Consider the following 19,588-nt stretch of genomic DNA (forward strand, 5'->3'; position numbering starts at 1 on the left):
CGGTGCCGGTGGAGGTGAGGGTCCACTGCTGGTTGGTGTTGCCGTGGCAGTCCCACAGCTGGACGCGGGTGCCGGATCCGGCGTTGGTCGGGGCGTCCAGGCACTTGCCCAGGATCTGCAGCTGCTTGCCGCTGCTGTAGGTGAACTGCTGGTTGGGGTTGGTATGGCAGTCATAGATCTGCAGCAGCGTGCCGTTGGCGGAGGCACTGTTCGGCGAGTCCACGCACCGGCCCGCCCCCTCGTTACGCAGCCGGAAGGTGTTCCCGGGCGTCGGGGTCGGGGTCGGGGTCGGGGTCGGCGTGGGCGTGACGGTCGGGGTGACGGTGGGGGTGGGGTCGGGGGTGGGGGTGGTGCCGGTCAGGGTGGGGGTCTGCCAGTCGCGCCACTGGGCCAGGTTGCCCTGGGCCTTGGAGGCGATCCGCATGGTGCCAGCGGCGTTACCGGTCTTCAGCAGGAACTTCTGGATGTTCTGCTGCAGGGGGGTGCGCCATTCGGACCGGTTGGCGCAGTGGTTGCCGTCGGTGACGTCGGACCAGTAGGTGATGTTGCTGCCCGCGCCGAGCGCCTTGTAGACCTCGGCGCCGCCCAGGGCGGCGACGCTGGCGGATCGTGGGCCGAGGTTGGCGATGTGGGGGTTGTCCATGATGAACAGCCCGCGGGGGGCGATCATGGCGACGGCTTCGTGGGTGTCGACCGGGAGCCGGTTGGGGCTGCCGGTGAAGGACCCGAAGGCGTCGCCGAGCCAGGGCTGCTCGCCGTAGGCGCTGGACAGGCTCTGGGCGCCCTCACCGGGGATGCCGCGGAAGATGGGCACCCCGGCGCTGCCGGACTCGATGGGCATGGTCAGTGCGATGCGCTGGTCGAACACCCCGATCACGAAGGCGCCCTTGCCGAAGCGGGAGCACCCGGTGACGCCGATGTCGGGCCGCAGGACGCTGCCGCCGGACTGCTCGATGACGTCGATGATGCGGCTGACGCCCCATCCCCAGGCCGCCAGCAGCCCGGTCGGGCTGGTGTTGCCGTAGATGCTGTAGAACGCGCCCTGCTTGTTGTTACGCGGGGTGCCCTCCCGCCCGACGGCGTAGGGGTCGTAGTTGATGGTCGCGGCGCCGGCGGCCCGGATGGCGGCGGTGTCGGCGCCGAACCCGCCGAGCACCACCACGGCCGGGAACGGCCCGGTGCCGCTGGGCAGTTGCACGCTGGCCGAGAAGCTGGAGCTGCGCCCGTTGTGGGACACGTTCACCGTGATGTTGCTGCTGGAGACCGTCCCGGTGACGCTGGAGGGCTTGCCGGGCTTCTCGCCGTAGACGAACTTCTCCGACAGCTTCTTGATCTCCTCCCGCCGGCACCGCCACTCCCCATTGGTGGTGATCCGGGTGCCGTCCAGTTTCCTGAACGGGTCGGGGAGCATCGCGTTGGTGGGCAACGACCCCTGGTCGGGCAGGGTGGGCACCGCGCAGTCGGCGCCCTCGTCCTCGACACCGGCGGCCAGCACGGCGGCGCCGCTCACCGCGCCGGTCCCGGCGGGCACCGAGGCGGCGGCCGACACGACCGTCACCGCTCCAGCGGCCGACAGCGCCGTCGCGACCGCGAGCGCGACGACCGTCGAACGGATCTTAGAGCGTCCCAAGCTGATGATCACTAGGGGCTCTCCTTCCAGATTGGGGGGTGGGAGCTTGCAGTCCTTCGTCCGGCATCCGCCCTCGCCGCGACCGGATGCCGGAGTCTGGCTGGAATGTGGGCTAGCTTCTGGTCCAGCGTTGGGTGGCGCGGCCGTCGCAGGTTCTGATGATCACGCCCGCGGTGTTGGCCGTGCCGTTGGCGTCCAGGCACAGCCCGCCGGCACCGTTGGTGATGGTGCCGCCGGCGACGAGCATCGCCGCGCCCGCGACCGAGCCGAAGGCCGTCCGGCGCCGCGACCTCACGGATGTGGAACCCTTCGGTCGCTCTCCGTGGCCGGGGGCGACCGTGCCGAGAGCCTTCCAGAATGGATCGATCATCTGTTGAACCCGATCCCCTCTGCCCCTAGGGGCGATACGTCCGCTCCTGGCCGCCGCCCGAACCGGGCTACGGGCCTGTGCGAACAGCGGTCTGTGACAGGTCGGAACGCCCGCCGGCGCAGATGGGGATCGCTTGGACCGGCGCGGAATCGTCGGTGGTCGGGGTTATGCCTTGGGCCGTCTCCGGGTGGTTCGGCCGTCGCAGGTGGCGATGGTGTGTTCGCCCGCTGGAGTGACTTCCTTCCTCCGCATGCCTGTTCCTCCACTGGAGCCTCGGTGACGGGAACGATGACGTCCGCGGTGCGCGGACGTCATGGCAGGCCACCACCTGCGATGAGCCGGCGGCCGGGCGCTCACCGGCGAAGCGGGCGCGTCGGGCCGTCTGGGGACTCAGTGTGAGAAAGGCTACGAAATGTGTCAAGCGTATGGCCGATATGTTTCACAAGATGATCGCCCGTAGATGGTCTTGACCTGCATGTATCACACCCGAATTTCCACAACTATCGGGCCGGCTGCCGTAAGGTTCATGAGTTAGACCCCCTGGAGGAGCCCTCCTCGAAATATTTCGGAAACTTTCCGGGCCGGTTCAGATGAATGTTTCAGCGGCCACGACGCTTCAAAAGCGGACGCATGGCGTCGATGTCACAGTTGGGGCCGACATTCGCGCACAGGCACCGGTAGGCGGGAATGCCCACCTCTTGACTCCGGCTCGCCCCGTCAGGTTGGCTCCGCCGCACCGGCACGTACCGCCGGCCGCCAGAGAAATTGCCAGAAAGATGAAGTGTTAGCGTTCACATTGCACCGGCCCGCACTGTTCGTCGATTCCCGTGAAGCGTGATCGTCATCAGTGGCGCGTCGATTGTCCGTGCTCCCGGCGCGGGGAAGGGAACGGGAACTCCATGGCGATGTTCACGCGCCTGCTGGCCGTCCTGGCCGCTGGATTGACCCTGATCGCGACGGTCGTGTACGCCACCGGTGTGGCCGGTGCCGAGTCCAACGGCGGGGTGCGGGTGATGCCGCTGGGTGACTCGATTACCGATGGGCTGACCGTCCCGGGCGGCTACCGGATCAACCTGTGGCAGAAGATGGTGGCCGACGGCCGCCGGGTCGACTTCGTGGGCTCGCTGTTCAACGGGCCGAGCGGTCTGGGCGACCACGACCACGAGGGGCACTCGGGCTGGCGGATCGACCAGGTCGACGCCAACATCGTGAACTGGTCGCGCACCTACACGCCGCGCACGGTGCTGCTGCACATCGGCACCAACGACATGTACCAGAACCCGAGCGGGGCGGCGGGCCGGCTCGGCACCCTGCTCGACCGCATCTTCAGCACCGCACCCGACACCTACGTGTTCGTCGCGACGATCATCCCGCTGAACGGCGCCGACGCCACCGTGCGCGCCTTCAACGCGTCCATCCCCGGCCTGGTGCAGACCCGGGCCGCCGCCGGCCGCCGGATCTTCCTGGTCGACATGTACAGCAAACTGACCACCGCCGACCTGGCCGACGGCGTCCACCCCAACGCCGGCGGCTACGCCAAGATGGCCACCGCCTGGTACGACGCTCTGCGCGCCGTGCCCGCCAGCCTCGAAGGCGGCGGCACGCCGACCCCGACGCCCACCGTCACCCCGACCCCCACTCCCACCCCCACGCCCGGCTCCACGTTCCGGCTGCGCAATCAGTCGGCCGGCCGCTGCGTCGACTCCCCCACCAACGCCGGATCCGGCACCCGGGTGCAACTGTGGGACTGCCACGGCAACACCAACCAGCAGTGGATCTTCAACTCCTCCGGGACCGTCACCAGCGCCGCCGGCGGGCTGTGCCTGGACGTCAACGGCACCTCCAACACCGCGGCCGTGATCGTGAGAACCTGCGACGGCCGCGCCGGCCAAAACTGGACCAAGGCGTAGCTCCCACGCGAGACGTACACGGTGCGCGTGCCGAATGATCCGGCCCTGCGCGCCGTGTACGGGATGAGCACCCGCCGGGCGGCGCCCGGTGTTCCGGGCAGGGGCTCAGGGGATCACCGAGAGCCGGAGTCGCGGACGAGGAGGGCGATCTGGACGCGGTTGGTCAGCCCGAGCTTGGCGAGCGAGCGGCTGACGTGGGCCTTGACCGTGGTCTCGCTCATGTCGAGTTCGCGGGCGATCTCGTTGTTGGCCAGCCCCCGGGCGACGGCACCGGCGACCTGCCGCTCCTTGCCGGTGAGGACGGCCAGCCGCTCCCGGGCGGCGTGGGCGTCCGGTGATCGCAGGTCGGCGAACGCGTCGATCAGCCGTCTGGTGACCGTCGGGGCGAGCATGGCGTTGCCCTCGGCCACCGTGCGGACGGCCGTGATCAGGTCGCGGGGCCGCGGTGTCCTTCAGCAGGAATCCGGCCGCTCCGAGGCGCAGGGCGGTGTGGACGTAGTCGTCGAGGTCGAAGGTGGTCAGCATCACCACCTTCGGCGCGCCCGGCGACCGGTTGATCTCCTTCAGCGCGGACAGGCCATCCATGCCGGGCATCCGGACGTCCATGAGCACGACCTGGGGCCGGTGCTCAAGGACGGCGGTCACCGCCTGGCGCCCGCCCTCCGCCTCGGCGACGACGTCGATGTCGTCGGCCGCCTGCAGGATGAAGCGGAGCCCGGCCCGTACGAGGGCCTCGTCGTCGACGACCAGAACCCGGATCACGTCGGGAGCCATGCCCGCACCGTGAAGCCCCCGTCCGCCTCGCGCCGGGCCGTGAACTCCCCGTCCAGCAGCTCGACGCGCTCCCTCAGGCCGGCGAGGCGTCCACGCCCGTGGTGCGGATGAGCTCGGCCCGCGCCGCGGTGTCCCGCTCCACCGCGTTGATCTCCAACGCTCCCGCGTGCAGGACCATCAGCGAGACGCGGTGCGCCACCACGTCGTGCATGTCCCGGGCTATCCGGGCCCGCTCCTGCGCGCGGGCCCGCTCGGTACGGGCGAGCTGCTCGCCCTCCAGCCGGTCGGCCCGCTCGCACAGTCCTTCCAGCACCTGCCCGCGCGCGGTGGTCCACAACCCGAGCGCCATCGGGAGCCAGACGAACAGGGCCACGCCGCCGAGGGAGGAGGCCAGGGCCGCCCCGGGCGGCGGCAGCACGAAGAGCAGGCTCGCCGACATCGCGTAGGTCGCCAGATGGGACCGGCGCCGGCAGGTCGTCGCCACGACGTAGGAGGTGACCGCCACCAGCAGACCCGGCGACCGCGCCAGCGCGTCCACGGCCGTGACCGTCAGCAGCGGCCACACCCGCCTCGGCGCCACCGCGACCCCGGACGCGGCCAGCAGCCCGACCAGCGTGGCCTGCGCGTAGTCATGGACCAGGGACAGGTGCAGAAAATTCTGGAGATACGATCGCGACCCGCTGACGACGGGGAAGAACGCGGCGCAGAAGGCGAAAGCGGGCAGCGTGCGCGGAGCCAGGCGATCGCGTAGCGACCACACCCATGACGTATCCACCACGGAGCCCAGCGTAGGCGGGCCCGTCACCAGCCGAGGATCCGCGGCGGTACGCGGTCGGCCGTTCCGTCCACGTCCGGACGTCCGGAAGGCGGCCGCGCAGCACCTGGACGCCCAGAGGGACGAACGCGAGCCAGGCGAGGCCGGCCACAACGACGTCGGAGAGAAGGCTCTCCTTGAGCACTCCTCCCCACAGCGTCCCCCACCCGAGCAGCAGAAGACACCGGACCGGCCCGAACGTCCCCGACCGGTAGGCGCCCACGGCCAGGAGCAGCGTTCCCGGGTACGCCCCGGCGGAGCAGAGGACGGGAACCAGCCACGGCCCGTAGGAGATGTCCACGTAGGCGTCCATCGCCAGCCCCGTCGTCCGGTCGAGGCCCAGCCGCCCCGTCAGCTGGAACAGGGTCTGCTCGACACCGGTGAAGTACAGCCGCGAGAACAGGCCGAGGACGAAGAGCCCGGCACCCCAGAACGCAAGCCGGGGACACCGGGTGGCGATGACGCGCGCGAGCGTGACGATCGCGGGACACAGCAGCACGGCCCCCGCGCAGAACACGGCGTAACCGGCCGTGACCAGCGCCGGCTCACGCGCGTACGCGGCCAGCTGCGAGGGGGCGGCGAACGGCTGCTCACGAAACCAGGCGAGCTGCTCGGAGGTGAAGGTCCCCGAATGAAGGACCAGGTAGCGCAGCAGCAGCCCCGCGAACCAGCCGACCGGCCCGATGACGAGCGTCACCCCTCCGACCAGGCGACCCGGAAACCACACGTTACGGTGCACGGTGCCGGACGTGGCTCGTTTTTCTCTCGTCACGCGGAGCATCGTCGCCGCGCGCGCGGCGCTTCACATCGTCCGATCGATACGGCCGGATGTCTCTTTGGATGCCTCCCGCTCCCGAACGTGTCCCAGACATCCGAGCACGTTGTGGCGTCAAACAGCGGTTACTAGATGAGATGGAAAGATTCGGCGGCCAAGTCACCGATGACCGCCGCAACCTCACCCACGAGATCCGCCACCACCTGGTGGACATGCGTCACCTCGGGCAGATCATCGCCGATCACCTGCCCGAGCTAGGGGCCAGTCTTAAAGCCGGCTGATTTGATCTTGTGACGAGATCGCGGGATGCTGCGACTCCGTCATCGACTGCCCGGACACGATGAAACTGGTGGCCTTCTACTCTGAGGTGACAGGTCGCCTGATCAAGGAGGGCAGCCACGAGAACTGGGCCGAAATCAGTTCGGCGAGATCGAGCTGGCCTTCAACCCGGTGAAGAACTACCATCCCCCGCAGTGGCCCGACAGCGAGCACCCCAAGCAGTTCCACCTCGACTTCGAAGTCGACGACATCGAGGCCGAACAAAGCCGCGTCCTGACTCTCGGCGCGTCCCTGCACCGGATTCCATTGGCTCCGACGGCGATGGCTGGCGCGTCTAAACCGACCCTGTCGGCCACCCCTTCTGCTTGGCGCCTGAGCCACTTCCGCTCCCGGTGTAGCGAGCCCGTTAAGAACGTTGAGCACGTCGGCCTGGTCTGACTCACCACTGACCTGCACCTCATCGTGCCGGTCCGAGCTGGACATCGCTTTCCCGCGCCCCTTCTTCAATTGTAGGTTTATTCCTCCTCATCATCGGCGAGGGTGGGAAGGACGTACTCCTGCGCCAGCCTGGCGAGATGCATAGGCAGCGGGAGTGCCAGGGCGTCGGGATAGTCCGGCGGACGGCGCATTTGATGGAGAGCGGCGGCGAAAGCCTCCGGCATGTCGCCGTCTGCCTCGTGGCAACCCAGTATGGAGATCTCGACCAGGCCAGGGTTCCATGCCTGTTTATCGGTGTCGATCGTGAAGCCACCCTTGTTTTTTCCCAGTTGAAGCACCCGCGGTGCCAACTTGTCGGCTTCTACGGCCGAGGCGGAGAACTGGCTCGCCTTCGGGGTGGTGCTCCAGAACACGCGGGTAGCGCCTGGCAGCGTCCACAGCTGGGACGGCAGGCCATTGACGCCGGCGTCCGGGTGAATGCCCCACCACTGTGGGGTCTCCCGGTTCAAGGTCGAGCGTACGCGCGCCAGCCGCAGATCCGGGTCGAGGGGGCGGGGCATGGCGTGGCCGGTGCGGATGCGGTCGGGCTCGATCCGGCCATCTTGTAGCCAGGTCCAGTGTGAGCGGGCGTTCTGAGCATGCGCCAGCAGCAGCGTCGGCGTACGGCGGAGTGTGCGCAACAGCCGCTGGAGCCATTCCTCGGTGCTGCGGCGCTGCTCGTCCATGTCCCGCCGAAAGGACGGGCGAGTCCCGTCCTCGGCGGGAGCGAGCTCGGCCCTGCGTGCCAGGCCGATCAGCATCTCCGGGTAGGAGACCCAGGATCCGGCCCCGTCATCACCGTCTGGATCCCAACCTTCGACCTTGGCCAGGCCTCCGCCCACGGAGATCACTCGGACGGCGACCGGCACGTGGCCCGCCCAGCGGTTGGCGGTCGTCTTGTTCTTCCGGACGATCCACAGGGCGACGTAGCGCAGATCATCGGGGACGCCTTCCGTCAGGGTATGTTCGGGATGAACCCGGACACCGAGCTGGCGGAGCGCGTCTGACCATGCCTTCCCCGCGCGGTGCGGTGCGGTCTTCACCGAGTCGTAGCGCCCCTCCCTCATGGGGACGGTGACGAACTGGCTGAGGACACGGGCGTCCGCGCAGCCGAGCCGCAGTGCGAACTTCGGGTCCTCGTCAGTCGCGAAGTGCTCACGACGGTCCAGCTCGATCAGGGCGATCGTCGGCAGCAGCCCGGGGGCGTCGGCCTTGAGGAACTGCTCGGCCGCGATGCGGCGGGTCCTGATCGCCGCCGCGACCACGGCGTCAGTACGGCGGGTGCCCTCCGCGTAGGCGAGTTTGTCGGCGAGGCCGGCGGTCAGCTTGATACAGCGCAGCCGGACGATCAGCTCGGGGGTGGTCCACGTGAGGGTCTCGGCGTCGTCGAAAAGGGCAGGGCTCCCGCCGTCGCCGGACAACCCGAGGTGGGCAGCGAGCTGCGCGATCGCGGTGTCGCGCATGAGTGGCGTCTGCCAGAGGAGCCGTGCCTCCAGGACGGGGACGGCATCGCCGGCCGCCAAGCATGACAACGCGTAGGCGGTACCTGAGCGGCGACGCGCAGCGGCACGCTCCGCTTCAGCGGCGGCTTCGGCCTCGGACCGTCGCTTTACGGCGTTGGCCGGAGTGCTCTTGGCAAGGGTGGTCTCCGTAAGGGGCGCCACCGGAACCAGCTCCGGCGGAAACGCTCCGGCCGCCCAGTCGATGATCTGCGACCGCTGATGCGGCATGAGACCCGTCCCGACATCGTGGGAGCCCATTGCAGTGCTGTGGACGATCGCGGCATGCATGGCGTCGGTCAGCCAGCGGTCCGGAGCAGACACCAGCTGATCCGCAGACGGGAACGGACTGCCAAGTGAACCACCGCTCAGGATCCTGGTGGGGCCGCCATTCGTCCAGTCCGTCACGTAGGTCCTGGTGTCCTCATCCCAGCGGCGGCTCAACCGGGCCACGGCGAATCGCTCACTGAGTGGGGCACCGGCCAGCCACGGAACAGTTGGGCGAAGAAGCACCGTGACCTTGCGGCGGGCTGGGATCCGTACTCGGCCGTCCCTGCCCGTCCGGGTCGCCCACCGACGGATGGAGCAGTGCAGATGGACCCGCGGCAGAGGTTGGAAGGGGACCGTTTGCACGGTCACGTTCAGGACCACCGAGAACCACGAGGGCCGAGTGCGCCCCTCGAACCGCAGCGGCTGTGAGACCAGCTCGGCGCCTTGGTCACGTGGCCCGCGCGGGACCGCCCGAAACTCCAGCGAGCCGCCCTCGTAGGGGTAAGAGCCGTGGGCCAGGATTCGGCGGGCCACCCAGTCGGTCAGCAACGGGTACTGGTGTTCGGTGGGCACGGCGGTGCCACCGTCACTCAGCCCACAACGCAAGAGCTCCAGGTCAATCCTCGTCCAGCGGGGTGGAGCGGCGGCCAGCGCCGTCCGCGCGACTTTGAGCTCCTGTCGGGCACCGTCCGGGGAGAGCTCGGCCAACCAGTCGTTGATCAGCTTCCAGAAGACGGTATCGGGTGGCGGCTCTTGGTCCGTCGGGACCAGCAGCCACGGCGTGCCGGGCTCGGAACGCCCCTGCCGAGGTCGGGGAAGCACTCGCAAATCGGGCAGCAGCGCCTGCATGGCGTACTCCAGCCGGGCCGTTGGAACGGTCATGACCGGTTCGGATCGACCGACGCTGCACAGGGCGAGAATCGCTTCCTGCCAGTGCTCGGGAAACGGCAGCATGCAGTAGCCGACGACAAGCGAGGCGTCAGGCGAGGACGGAATCCAGGCGGCTGTGCCGACCTGGCGATAGCGGACGGGCATGGCGGACTCCTCGGGAGGAAGGCGCGAGGAAGGACTATGAGCCGACGGTCAGATTGCGGATCGCGTTGTAGAGCGGCTCGTACAGTAGGTGCGCGAGCTCCGGGTCGTCGGGATTGCTCAGTACGTGGCGAAGTGACGAGAGCAAGCCGTCCGGCTGTCCGACGAGCGTATCGGCGGAGCCAAGGCCGGGGGCGTTCGCCGCCGCAAGCCGCGGGGCGAACCGGGCGTCAATGAAGACGACGCGAGCCGGGACACCGCCTCGGACGAGCCGACCGATCACTTGCCACAGAGTGACGAGCTGATCCCAGGCGAAGACCTCCTTCTCCCACATTGGGAGCAGCGAGTGAACATAGCGCCGGGACAGCAGTCGCCGCCATTCGACTCGGGCGAGATGGCGGAACGCCAGCCCGGCATGTTCAAGGGTCGGCGCGTCGGAGACAAGCTCGGAGAAGGTCAGCGGACCCTGCGCTCGGCCGTCCCGCCGGGGTTGGTCACGGACGAAGCGGGTCGCCCAGTCGTTGATCGCGAAGATGGCGAGCGTCAGGTCGTCCGGGCGGGGATGCGGGCGGACCAGGAAGAATGCCGTACCGAACGCCGCGTTCCGCTGCGTGTTGAGGATGTTGTGGCCGCGTTCGACCGCCATCAGCGGCGCCACCAGGATCTCAGCCAAGCCATCCTCTGCGAACGTCGCCAGATCGCCGCGACGCAGCACTCCGGCCGCGTCCAGACCAGCGGGATCGAGCTCGGCGTCGTCGGACGCCAGCACCCGCACTCCGTTCTTCCAGCGGTCCATCTTCCTCATGGTCTCAGCGACGGCCGCGGCCTCTCGGTAGCTGCCGACCAGCAGCAGAGCCCGCTTGCGCGAGCCGTCCGAGACTCTCGCCAACTCCTGGTCGATCACGTTGGACAGGCCACCACGGCCCGGCCCCGCCAGCCGCTCGACGAGCGTGTTCACGACGGCGGGACGCACCTTCTGCGGCAAACCGGACACACTGATGGGCTTGTCGTCGTCGGTGTACAGGAAACGCGTCGTGAAGGTCGTCCTGGCGACGGCTTCCATCGACTCGGAAGACGGCATGAGCACCGCCGTGACCGGGGCGAGCACGTGAGCTCGACTGGATGAGCCCGCCCAGCTCGTCCCGGACATGAGCACGACGTGCGGTCCCGGTGTTCCCGGCGCGGTGCCGAGCCGATCGAGGTTGAGCAGCAGCTCTCTGCCAACGCCGGCGCACCGGAAGAACCGGAGGGTTCCGCTGAGCCGACCGACGTCGTCGCGGGTGTGCTCGTTGGGCAGGAACTGGTAGCCGAGCACGTTGCCCATAGGCGACTCCGGCACGAACGGCGCATAGTCCAGCGGGGGGCGCCGACCCAGTTCGTTGCCGGACGGGTCGAGGCGCAGCGCCGCTTCGACGACTGGCCACAGGAACGTCAGCCGCTCCAGCCTGTGGTCGAGTACGGTCAGCATCAGAGTGAATTCCAGCCTGCGGCACGTTGTCTCGCGCCAGTTCCGGTTGGTGACCACGGCCGGGGTGTTCTCGATCAGGGCGTCCAAGAGCTCTTGAACACGCGGCCGGACGTCGGCCGTGGCCAAGGCATGAAGCAGATCGGAGGCGACCGCGATCAGCCGAGTGGTGATCTCGTCATGGGGTCCGTGTTCGCCGAGCGGGTCGTCGCGGAAGGTGTCGAAAGACGCTTGGAGCGCCGTACGGAACGGGTCCTTCTCGGGCTCCGGAAGGTTATCGTCCTCGAAAAGGTCAGCGTCAGTGGGTTCGTCCGAGTCTGTGTCGGAGACGCCGAACCAGTCGGCGAGAAGTTTGTCCTGGAGGGTCCACGGACTGAAGTATTCGATGTCGATCCAGTCCCGAAGTTCCCCGTCAGATAGCAACGGGCGGTAGAGCCGGTCGGTCGCGGCGCTCACGGTGGTGAGAGCACTGTTCCAGCGTTCGATCTCCGGGTCGGTGAGAGGGAGCCGACCTCGAAGCGACATCTCGTTGATCTTGTGGGAGTGCAGGAGGTCCAACCAGGAGTCCGGGCCGGGCTGCACGAGCGTCGCGGACGGCGAGAAGATCTGATCGAAGCGCATCTGAACGGCGTCGGCCTCATCGACGATCACGATGTCGCTCAGCAGGCAGGCCAGCTCGAGATGGCGGATTCGTTCCTCGTTGAGCGGGTGCGGGACGGCCGCTTGGACCAGGCTGGCCGGATTCGCCACCCAAATCAGAGAATCGACGAGTGATCGGGCCGTGCGATGCCGCGGACAGACGCTCCACATCGGGCAACTGTGCGGGGTGCCGGACACGTCATCGGCGGGCCGTTCGGGCTGCGCCGCCGTAGTGCCGTCGTAAGGACGCAGGGTCACGGTCGAGGGAGCGGCCCTGCGCGAGGGGCGCGGATGCAGAGTGACGCAGGGGGCGTCAGCGAATCGCAGCGGGCGAGCGGGCTCGAAACCGCGCAGAGCATCGAGCGGGCACGCTGTACTGAGGTCGTCGAACGCTTCGTCCAGGTGATCTAGGAGATTGGTCTCGCCGCGAGAGGCCAGCCGCCGATGAAGCCGCTGCACATGGGTCTCGCGGGTGCTGGCCCCGAGGACAGGAGCCGTGAAGCCAAGGGCTTCTTGGAAGACACGCAGGGCTTTGGTGATCCGCAGTTGCTCCGCGACATCGCCGACGACAAGTGTCGTACGCAGGCCTCGACGAGCCGCCCAGACCGCGGTGATCAGCATCAGCGTACTCTTGCCCGCGCCGACCATGCCGACCAGGTGCAGCAGGCCGTTCAGAGTGAGGGTGTCGCTTTCGGTGAACGCGCCGATGGGACTAGGTCGAACCGCGAACCGCACCTGACTGAGCCGGGAATGCCAGCGACCCGCTGGCGCCGCAGCCAGACGCTCTTGCTCGTCCATCCATACGGCGGTCTCGGCTAGCTGCACCCGGTCTAGGTGAAGCGGCGAACCGTCTCCGGGCCGGCCCGCAGCAAGATTGTGACCGGAAACGGGCTCGAAGCAGAGCGTCTCAGGGATTGTGACGGAGGCGATGCGTCTGTGCTCCAGAAAGGTACTCCGGCCGGCGGGAGCGACCGGCACCTGCTTGACCGCGAACGGGGGCAGCGCCGACAGTGCGAGGTCGTACGCGGAGAGGCGGTCTTCCACTACGGTCGGCGTCAGCGGCCGGACCGGCGCGGACAACTCCGCAGCCTCGAAGGCGCGCAGCCGTTCGGGGACGCGTTGGTAGGCCTCGACGGCTTGGTGCCATGACCGGCGGCGACGCAGGGCGGGAAGCAGATGGCGGGCAGCGGCGAGGGCGGTCGCCTCGGCTGCCCCGTGGACCACGCCCCTGACATCCGCGAACCGATAGCCGCTGAGCAGCATATGGGCGCTGCCCACCGGCTCGTCCGGGCAGATCCGAACCAGCAGGCCGAGGAGCAACTCCACCTCGCAGAAAGCCGAGCGTCCCAGCAGAGATGGCTCGGACCGCAGCTCCGACCAGTACGGCCGCAGATCGTGAACGATCTTTTGGCACCAGGTCTCACGATCACGCACGGCGGTTCTCCTTCAGCCGGGCTTTGGCCTTCCGGATGAGGGCGTCATCGGTTATCAGGATGAGGTCCGCAGCCGATGCGGGGCGGTTCCGGGCAAATATCTCGAGGTAGCCCGGACGCTCCTGCACACGCTGTGCCGGCACCACCCAGAACGCCTCGTCGTATGGGGGCGTGGGCGGGACCGGCTTGGCTGCGCGGCCGAGGAAGTACGGATGAGCCCAGTCCTTGACGTCGATAGCCCAGACCTGACCGTCTGGGAAGGTCAGACGCAGGTCATAGCTGTCGAAGTTCGGCCACATCTCCAGGACGAGGCGGGGCAGCCGCAGCCGCCGCTCCAGGGAGACTTCGGCCTGACCGGGGCCCGTGACGAACTGCCGCAGCGGACGTTCCAGCTGCCGCAGATCCTCACCCGAGTCGATCTCCCGACCCACCGGAGGAGGGCCGACGCGGCGGCAGCGGTCGCGTTCGCACCACCACTGACCGTCCTGGACGGGAGTGAGCAGGGTGAGGCAGCGGGCACAGGTCGCGTAGACGTGATCTCGGACGAGACCATCGCTGACCTCCTGGTAGATGACCGCGAGAATGGAGCGGACCGGTTCGAGCATCAGATCGCTCATCACGGCGAACGCCTCGGTGGAGGTGAGCACCGGCTGCTCGATGAGAAGCCCGCGGAACGCCGTATATGCCTCCGGTTCACCGGCGTCGAGACAGAGGCGCAACGCCTTACGAATCACCTCACGGTCACGATGCTCAGCCGCACTGTCCTGGCTGCGAGTCTTCCACTCGAAGCACAGCTCGGTCGGACGGCCGACGCCCGGGTCGAGCAGGTGGTCGTCCGGGCCGATGGTGTCGGGTAGGGAGTCGAGCGGCCAATCCGACAAAGGGCGCTCCCGGCACCAGGAGAACAGCTCCGCCAGGCTCGCCGGCGGTTCGGCACCGCGCAGCAGGCAGGCCAGGACCGTCCGGTCCAGGGCGCGCTGTGCCTCATCGTCATAGGGGAGGTGGAAGGAGTCGAGGCCGGTCCTCCTGTCGGCGTTCACCAAGGCCGTGGCCAAGGTATGCAGGAGCAAAATCGTCTCGTGCGGCGCGGAGATCGACATCACACCCCCTCCTCACACCAGGCACGAACATCGCAGGTGCCACAGGTCCGCTCGCAGGGGCGGGCCTGATAGACGGTGTCCTCAGCCCACGGGGCGGCCAGAGCGCTGACGACTTCGCGGGCCTGGGCCTGAGTGGTCTCGTCGAACGGGTCGATCTCCTCGCAGCCGGCCGGCCGGTCGGGGTAGAGCACCTCGAGCTCGATCCGGGAGCGTCGCGGGTCGCCATCCAAAACGCCTGCGCTCATCAGCAGCACTGCCAAGGCGAGTTGGGGAAACGCTTCAAGCAGGGGGCGGCCCTCCCAGAGCCGTGTGCTCAATGTCTTCGTCTCACGCCAGACCCAGCCGCCACCATCGGTGTACAGCAGATCGGGCAACGCGATGACGACGACGTCGGCGTCCTCGTCATAGGCGGTCACGGTGTGCTGGGTGAGTACGGTCTCCTGGTCGCGGAGGCCGTCCAGCGGGCAAACTGCGCGATGGGCTTTCACCATGGCGAGTGCCGCGGGCTCCTCGGCACCGAGATCGGGGAACATTTCGGGGAGGGGCACCGAACGGCAGCCACCGATAGGGCGCGCCTTGTGCTGCAGGTTCAACCAGTCATCGACTGCACGCCCCCGGCGAATCGGAAGCGGTTCGGGATCAGGACTACGCAGATGGAGCACCCTGCAAGCGTGGAACTGAGCCGGACAGGCAGCATGGATGCGCAGGTCGGAGGCGGACACGCTGCGGCGCTTGCGATTCTGGCGGCGGGCGACGCCGAGCAGATGCGGGGTCCGGGGAGGTTGGACGCAGCCGATCAGACCGTCACAATCCACGCAGTCCGAGCCCGGCACGGTCTCCTCATCGCTGATCATTTGCGCGAGAGCGGGACGAACCAGTTCCTTATAGCGGCGAGCGACTGTCGCGGTGTCCCACTCGCCGAGGGTGCTCCATTTACCGTCTCCGCAACCCACGGCGACGACCCGCACCGTTTCGGCAGGTGGGTGGGCGCCTTGGACCGGGACGAACGCAGAGCCGTAAGAGGAAGTGGCGGCGACCCCGAAAGCGGCGACGTAGGCGGCTGCGACGATCTGGGCCTCGGATCGGCTCTCCTTCAAACCGTTGACAGACAGCAGCCACAGTTCGCGGATTGAGCCGTCCGCCGAGGCGTAGCGGCGGCCCCAGGCGGTGCGCTCGTAGCGGCGAGCGCCGCGCGCGTCCGGTTCGGCCAGCTGGTTGATGGCCACCCAGTCCCCAGACACTGGGTGGGTAGGCTGCTGGCCGGTCTCGCCGAGCCAGGCCTCGAAGTCCCGACGCGCATTGAAATAGTTCCGAATCGCGAATTTCGCCCACGCAATGTGAACGGGATGGCACACTTTGTGGCGGGAATCCGCCTGAGTCTCCTGAAGATCGAGGCCGCGCATCACGGGGGCAAGGGCGAAGTCCTCGAACGGGGACCGCCGAGAGCGCGTCGGATCAAGCCGTATTAGTGGCCGGGCTCGCAGCGCCTTTCCACGCGGGCAGGTACGGGGATCGTCCGCCAGCAAGGGAAGGCCGACCCGGATCAGGGCTCCAGGATCACCGACCGTAGGCACATGCATGGCTTTAGAAGAACACTATTTGTGAGCATAGTCAATGCACATGATGCTAATCTCGCCGCTGTGAACACGTGGGAGATCCCGGACGAGCGCTTCCGGGCCGTCGAGCGGCTCTCCAAAGGCGGGATGGCCGACGTGTGGGTCGCCCTGGTCGTCGCCACCGGCGAGAAGGTCGTCGCCAAGCGGCCACGTCCGGACCGGATGCTCGACGATGAGACACGGGGTGAGCTGATCCGGCGGTTCGACAGGGAGGTCCGGCTGCTGAAGAAGATCAAGTGCCGTGGCGTCACCCGCCTGCGCGCCGATGGCGGCTGGCCGAACGACCCGTGGTTCGTCATGGATTATGCGGACGGGCCGAATCTCGACGCGTACGTCATGAGACATCGAGCGCTCCCGGTCGACGTCGCGGCCGCGATCATGGTGGATCTGCTCGAGATCCTCCGGGTCGTACACGCCGCCAAGGCTGTGCATCGGGACATCAAACCCTTCAATGTGGCGATCGACCTTACGGGCCGGATCTATCTGCTCGATTTCGGCATCGCCTACCGTGAGGGTTCGGAGGAGACTCGCCTGACCAAGCTCGGTTCGACTCCGGGCACTCCCGGCTACACGGCGCCCGAGGCGATCAAAGGGATCCGAGAGGTGACCGCCGCCGCAGACACTTACAGCTGCGGTTGCCTGTTGTACTTCCTGTTGGCCCGACAGCCGCCCTTCCCCACCCATCAAGGGGACCTCGAGCGGAACCACGCGGAGGTCGTGCCGCGACGCATCAACGAGCGTCTCAGGCCGGATGTCCCCGAACCGCTCGCCGATCTGCTGGCGCGCATGCTGGAGAAGGACCCGAAAATGCGGCCAGAGGTCGCGGAGGCCCTGCGGATATTGCGACGGTACCTCCCCGTTGCGGGAGCCCTGGCGCCCGATCCGGTATTGGAGCCGGACCCGACCGCATGGCACCGCGGGGAGGAAGCAGTCCAACCGGCTCCCGTACCCGAGCCGCAGACACGACGTAGAACGGCCTCGCGTCCGGGTCGCATCCAGTTCCGGGGGATGGTGGAAGCGGCACGGCAAGAGGTCGGCACCGGCAAAGGACCCGCGACCACTGCGCTCGCCGATGCAATGCTCGATGCGCGGAAGGCCTGGGGGCATTCAGACGCCGATGTGTTACGAGCGGAGCTCTGCCTGGCCGACTCGGAGCTGGAGGACGAGAACTGGTTGGAAGCGGGTGACGTTTATCGGATGGTGACCCGGTTGAGCGAGGACCACGCCACTGGACCGCTACGGGACGTCTACATCGCGGCACTGTTCGGCAGGGCGGAATGTGAGCTCGCGGCGCAGTATGTGGAGGAGGCGTTCCAGTTCTGGAACCAGGCACGATTGATCCTCCGTCCCTCCGATCCGGCAGAACTCTTCACCAGACGGGACAGAATCGCGGAGGAATTGGCCGAGACTGGTTTCACCCCGGCGGGACGATCAGCCGACCGGTAGTGATCGTCTCTTCCACGGCACGTTGGATGTGTGCGCCCTCTGCAGTGAGAGCGGCGATGGCTCCCTTCAGAGAGACCGCCTTCTGGTAGATCTCGCCTTGCGCCCGCTGCTGCTCGAATGGCAGGCGGAGGACTCGGAGTCGACGCACATCCACTCGGGACAACGAGGAAGCCCGGTGTCCCGCCTGCCGGACATTGTCTGGAGCGCGCAGGCAGGCCGCCAGGAACCAGGGGTCTATCACTGAACGGTCCGGTCGGATCAGTTGGAAATGTGGTCCGAAGATTACGGGCGCCGCGTCCTCCACCCAGAGATCGAACGCTTTCGACATGGCAACCACGATCAGGTCATCCATCGTCGAGGCCGTCAGTTGCCCGCCGTGCTCCAGGGCATCCTCGCGGCTGATCCATCGGCCACCGTCGGCACCGAGATCGGAGAGAAGCAAGACAGGGACTCCCCCTTGCCCCCGTTCACCGAGACGTAGCAGAGGCTCTGGTACCGCGCGGCCTGTGATGATCTCCAGCGCCCCGGACCGCTCTAGCTCGGCGACCGTCACGAAGGAGGGCTTCTCAGGTGCGGCTGACGGACGGAACCGGGACAGTTCACGGCCAAGCTTGGTGATCTCGGTCAGTTTGGTGTCGAAGGTCGCCCATGACGCTGACAGCATCGCCGCCGACGACGTTGACGCGGGGATCCGGCGGCTGGGCGTGAGATCTACATGTTCATCGAGCAGCTCGATCACAGGGACGCGGACCGAGCCTTGCTGGGGCGAGTTGTTACGCGCTCCGGCGATCTGCAGGCTGAGGCCTTCCCATCCGATCATTGTCCGGCCGAGTGAATCGAGGGAACGATGGCCGCTCCCGTCGATGAAAAGAGGGTCTTCGACAGGTGCCGCCTGGGCGGTCTTGCACAGCACCCAGAGTTGCAGAGCGATGCCGAAAGGCGGAGCCGCTCCCGGCGGAAGCGAGATGACCGCACGCAGAGTTCCCGTCCGAAGGAGCGCACCTCTAATACTTCGTCCGGCGCGACGCGTAGCCACGGCCGGCGGCAACAGCAGGACCGCCACTCCACCGGGAGCGAGAGCAGAGACCGCATTCTGCACCCAGGCAAGTTCCGGTTCCGTCCGCAGCGGTTGCCCATAGACCCATCTCGCATCGGTGGCCAGTTCGGCTTGGCCCCATTCACGTTCGTTCGACGGCGGGACGGAGAGGACCACGTCGAAGACCTCGTCTTGAAAACTGCCGGTCAGGAGGCTGTCGGCCGCAAAAATCACGGCATCGGAAGCACCTACGAGCTGCAGCCGCAACTCGGCGATCCTGCCGAGGAGAGGATCATGGTCTTGCCCAGCCAGCTTCGCGGCAGGCCATGACCGCTGCGCTGCGATCAGAACATTTCCCGTACCGCAGGAGGGATCCAGCACCGACGTGACGGCACTGTTATGCCACAAGGCGGCGATAGCGGTCATCAGGTCCGCCAACGGCGCAGGGGTGGCGGGGATCTGCCTGACGAACGCCTTCAGGAAACGGGCGAAGAGCGCCTCAAGAAAGCCAGATATGTCCTCATTCCCCGCCAGATCAACGGCTTGGCTGACGAGCGCTCTGAGTTCGGGATCGTTTCGCACCTCGGATGAGGCTGGCGGCTCGACGCCAGCGAGCTCGGTGCCCACGGCGATGATGACCGCACCAATCAGGTCCCGGTCACCGAGAGCCTCGATCCTGGGCCACAAGCTCTTGAGGCCACCGGTCGCCCGTTTGATCTTCTCGTGCCGGAGGAGCCATCGCTCAATCTCATCGAGAGAAAAGACCGGACTGCTGTCCGTCCCGCCGTTCATCTTCGGAAAGTCGTCGAAACGCCGTCGCCAGTTGCTGACCGCCGCACGTCCGACTCCAGCCATCCTCGCGGTCTCCGCCAGTGTGATGGTGAACGGTTCTCTCGATGGCTCCGCCATGTTCGCCTCGCCCTCGTCTTCGTTGACTCAGTTTACCAACGGGACATGCTGAGTAGCTGAGGGGCCACTGCTCCCCCGCAGTTTCTTGGATTCAGGGGCGAAGATGACACGCAG

Annotated in this window: 12 protein-coding genes and 2 pseudogenes; 4 read left to right on the forward strand and 10 right to left on the reverse strand. The window is 67.4% G+C overall.

The features are described 5' to 3' along the window. The coding region (locus NYZ98_RS22565) for an RICIN domain-containing protein (RefSeq protein ID WP_262844855.1) at positions 1-1,642 on the reverse strand (1,642 nt) is incomplete at its 3' end. Between the two features lie 100 nt (positions 1,643-1,742). Then, the gene (locus NYZ98_RS22570) at positions 1,743-1,925 is read right to left on the reverse strand and encodes an RICIN domain-containing protein (RefSeq protein ID WP_262844856.1); all 183 of its coding nucleotides are present in this window, start codon (positions 1,923-1,925) and stop codon (positions 1,743-1,745) included. 974 nt (positions 1,926-2,899) lie between these two features. Between NYZ98_RS22570 and NYZ98_RS22575 the strand changes: the two genes are divergently transcribed. Then, complete coding sequence (locus NYZ98_RS22575; protein ID WP_262844857.1) at positions 2,900-3,910, forward strand: ricin-type beta-trefoil lectin domain protein; 1,011 nt, start codon at positions 2,900-2,902, stop codon at positions 3,908-3,910. Positions 3,911-4,023: 113 nt separating this feature from the next. Here NYZ98_RS22575 and NYZ98_RS22580 read toward each other — a convergent pair. The 3 genes and pseudogenes from NYZ98_RS22580 to NYZ98_RS22590 all read right to left on the reverse strand — a co-directional run bounded on the left by NYZ98_RS22580 (position 4,024) and on the right by NYZ98_RS22590 (position 6,195). Next, positions 4,024-4,672, reverse strand: a pseudogene (locus tag NYZ98_RS22580) (response regulator). Between the two features lie 85 nt (positions 4,673-4,757). Continuing rightward, on the reverse strand, positions 4,758-5,123 hold the full coding sequence (locus NYZ98_RS22585) for a histidine kinase dimerization/phosphoacceptor domain-containing protein (RefSeq protein ID WP_316249596.1): 366 nt from the start codon (positions 5,121-5,123) through the stop codon (positions 4,758-4,760). 190 nt (positions 5,124-5,313) lie between these two features. Then, a complete protein-coding gene (locus tag NYZ98_RS22590) occupies positions 5,314-6,195 on the reverse strand; it encodes a hypothetical protein (RefSeq protein ID WP_262844858.1) in 882 nt (293 codons plus the stop codon). A gap of 215 nt (positions 6,196-6,410) precedes the next feature. Here NYZ98_RS22590 and NYZ98_RS22595 point away from each other — a divergent pair, with 215 nt between their 5' ends. Together NYZ98_RS22595 and NYZ98_RS22600 are read left to right on the forward strand one after the other, a co-directional pair. Next, positions 6,411-6,554, forward strand: coding sequence for a hypothetical protein (locus NYZ98_RS22595; protein ID WP_262844859.1), 144 nt, complete (start codon positions 6,411-6,413; stop codon positions 6,552-6,554). Positions 6,555-6,672: 118 nt separating this feature from the next. Beyond that, a pseudogene (locus tag NYZ98_RS22600) lies at positions 6,673-6,990 on the forward strand (VOC family protein); the annotation flags it as partial. A gap of 77 nt (positions 6,991-7,067) precedes the next feature. Here NYZ98_RS22600 and NYZ98_RS22605 read toward each other — a convergent pair. The 4 genes from NYZ98_RS22605 to NYZ98_RS22620 are packed head-to-tail and all read right to left on the reverse strand — an operon-like array spanning position 7,068 to position 15,870. Further along, positions 7,068-9,833: a pPIWI_RE module domain-containing protein gene (locus NYZ98_RS22605; protein WP_262844860.1), complete on the reverse strand. Its 2,766-nt coding sequence runs from the start codon at positions 9,831-9,833 to the stop codon at positions 7,068-7,070. Between the two features lie 34 nt (positions 9,834-9,867). Further along, complete coding sequence (locus NYZ98_RS22610; protein WP_262844861.1) at positions 9,868-13,368, reverse strand: pPIWI_RE_Z domain-containing protein; 3,501 nt, start codon at positions 13,366-13,368, stop codon at positions 9,868-9,870. Next, the gene (locus NYZ98_RS22615; RefSeq protein ID WP_262844862.1) at positions 13,361-14,467 is read right to left on the reverse strand and encodes a pPIWI_RE_Y domain-containing protein; all 1,107 of its coding nucleotides are present in this window, start codon (positions 14,465-14,467) and stop codon (positions 13,361-13,363) included. The genes NYZ98_RS22610 and NYZ98_RS22615 overlap by 8 nt, the downstream gene beginning before the upstream one ends. Continuing rightward, positions 14,467-15,870: a PD-(D/E)XK nuclease family protein gene (locus NYZ98_RS22620; RefSeq protein ID WP_262844924.1), complete on the reverse strand. Its 1,404-nt coding sequence runs from the start codon at positions 15,868-15,870 to the stop codon at positions 14,467-14,469. Before NYZ98_RS22620 ends, NYZ98_RS22615 begins: the two co-directional genes overlap by 1 nt. A 237-nt stretch (positions 15,871-16,107) precedes the next feature. Here NYZ98_RS22620 and NYZ98_RS22625 point away from each other — a divergent pair, with 237 nt between their 5' ends. Beyond that, positions 16,108-17,529, forward strand: a complete 1,422-nt coding sequence (locus tag NYZ98_RS22625) for a serine/threonine-protein kinase (protein WP_262844863.1) — start codon at positions 16,108-16,110, stop codon at positions 17,527-17,529. Here the strand turns inward: NYZ98_RS22625 and NYZ98_RS22630 are convergent. Beyond that, positions 17,498-19,474, reverse strand: coding sequence for an HsdM family class I SAM-dependent methyltransferase (locus tag NYZ98_RS22630; protein ID WP_262844864.1), 1,977 nt, complete (start codon positions 19,472-19,474; stop codon positions 17,498-17,500). The two genes, NYZ98_RS22625 and NYZ98_RS22630, sit on opposite strands and share 32 nt — an antisense overlap. Positions 19,475-19,588 lie beyond the last annotated feature (114 nt).

This window comes from Sphaerisporangium corydalis, from assembly GCF_025506355.1.
GTDB lineage: Bacteria > Actinomycetota > Actinomycetes > Streptosporangiales > Streptosporangiaceae > Sphaerisporangium > Sphaerisporangium corydalis.

Coding starts and splice junctions, on each gene's coding strand:
- NYZ98_RS22575 (WP_262844857.1), top strand. CDS start 2,900: ATGGCGATGTTCACGCGCCTGCTGGCCGTCCTGGCCGCTGGATTGACC.
- NYZ98_RS22585 (WP_316249596.1), bottom strand. CDS start 5,123: ATGTCGGCGAGCCTGCTCTTCGTGCTGCCGCCGCCCGGGGCGGCCCTG.
- NYZ98_RS22595 (WP_262844859.1), top strand. CDS start 6,411: ATGGAAAGATTCGGCGGCCAAGTCACCGATGACCGCCGCAACCTCACC.
- NYZ98_RS22605 (WP_262844860.1), bottom strand. CDS start 9,833: ATGCCCGTCCGCTATCGCCAGGTCGGCACAGCCGCCTGGATTCCGTCC.
- NYZ98_RS22615 (WP_262844862.1), bottom strand. CDS start 14,467: ATGTCGATCTCCGCGCCGCACGAGACGATTTTGCTCCTGCATACCTTG.
- NYZ98_RS22620 (WP_262844924.1), bottom strand. CDS start 15,870: ATGCGCGGCCTCGATCTTCAGGAGACTCAGGCGGATTCCCGCCACAAA.
- NYZ98_RS22630 (WP_262844864.1), bottom strand. CDS start 19,474: ATGGCGGAGCCATCGAGAGAACCGTTCACCATCACACTGGCGGAGACC.